Source organism: Brachybacterium nesterenkovii, from assembly GCF_900163655.1.
In the GTDB taxonomy this organism is placed as follows: Bacteria; Actinomycetota; Actinomycetes; order Actinomycetales; family Dermabacteraceae; genus Brachybacterium; species Brachybacterium nesterenkovii.
This window is the reverse complement of the sequence record NZ_FWFG01000091.1, coordinates 1-1265: the sequence shown is the minus strand read 5'-3', so window position 1 is coordinate 1265 and position 1265 is coordinate 1. Positions and strand designations below refer to the sequence as shown.

The window sequence follows — 1265 nt, the reverse complement described above, 5'->3', positions numbered from 1 at the left end:
GGTCGAGGTCTCCCGAGGATGAGAGCTCCTACACACTCAGCCCGAAAGACCTCGACGTGCACGACGCTACCGTCGGCGGGCGCGCTGATGCGTTCGCCAGCCCCGACCTGACTGCCTTCTGCCGCCTCGACGAACTCGGCCTCGTTGTCACCGGGCAGCGACTCGAGCCGGATCGTGCCGTATTGGCCTGCCAGGTGGTCGAGCCCGACCAGTGGTGCCGGCGCTGCGGCTGCGAAGGGAGACCACGTGACACCGTGGTCCGACGGCTTGCCCACGAACCACTGGGCTGGCGGCCCACGACGCTGGAGGTCGTCGTGCGCCGTTACCGCTGCAGCGGCTGCGGGTATGTGTGGCGCCAGGACACCACCGCCGCGGCCGAGCCCCGGGCCAAGTTGTCTCGGCGCGCTCTGCGGTGGGCGCTGGAAGGGATCGTGGTCCAGCACCTGACCGTGGCTCGGGTCGCCGAGGGGCTCGGGGTGGCCTGGGACACCGCCAACGACGCCGTTCTGGCCGAGGGCAAGCGGGTGCTGATCGACGAGGAGCACCGCTTCGAGGGGGTGAAGGTCGTCGGGGTCGATGAGCACGTGTGGAGGCACACCCGTCGCGGCGACAGGTACGTCACCGTGATCATCGACCTCACCCCAGTGCGAGATGGCACCGGCCCGGCACGGCTGCTGGACATGGTCGAAGGACGCTCCAAGCAGGCGTTCAAGACCTGGCTGGCCGACCGCCCGCAGGAGTGGCGCGACGGCGTGGAGGTGGTCGCGATGGACGGCTTCACCGGGTTCAAGACCGCCGCCGTCGAGGAACTGCCCGACGTGGTGACCGTGCTAGATCCCTTCCACGTCACGCGCCTCGCTGGCGAGGCGCTCGATGAGTGCCGACGGCGAGTTCAGCAGGCCATCTGTGGGCACCGCGGCCGCAAGGGCGACCCGCTCTATGCCGCCCGCCGGACCCTGTCCACCGGCGCCGACCTGCTCAACGACAAGCAGAAGGACCGACTGGACACCCTGTTCGCCGACGACGCCCACGTCGAGGTCGAGGTCACCTGGAGCGTCTACCAGCGCATGATCGCCGCCTACCGCCACGAGAACCGGGGCCACGGCCGCGAGCTGATGGCCCGGCTCATCGACTCGATCAGCACCGGCGTCCCCAAGGCCCTGGTCGAGATCACCAAGCTCGGCAGGACGCTGAAGAAGCGCGCCGCCGACGTCCTGGCCTACTTCGACCGGCCCAGCACCTCCAACGGGCCCACCGAGGCGATC

Annotated in this window: 1 protein-coding gene; it reads left to right on the top strand. The window is 69.6% G+C overall.

From position 1 onward, the window contains the following. Window positions 1–56 precede the first annotated feature (56 nt). The coding region (locus FM110_RS10200) for an ISL3-like element ISPfr3 family transposase (protein ID WP_087104655.1) at window positions 57–1265 on the top strand (1209 nt) is incomplete at its 3' end.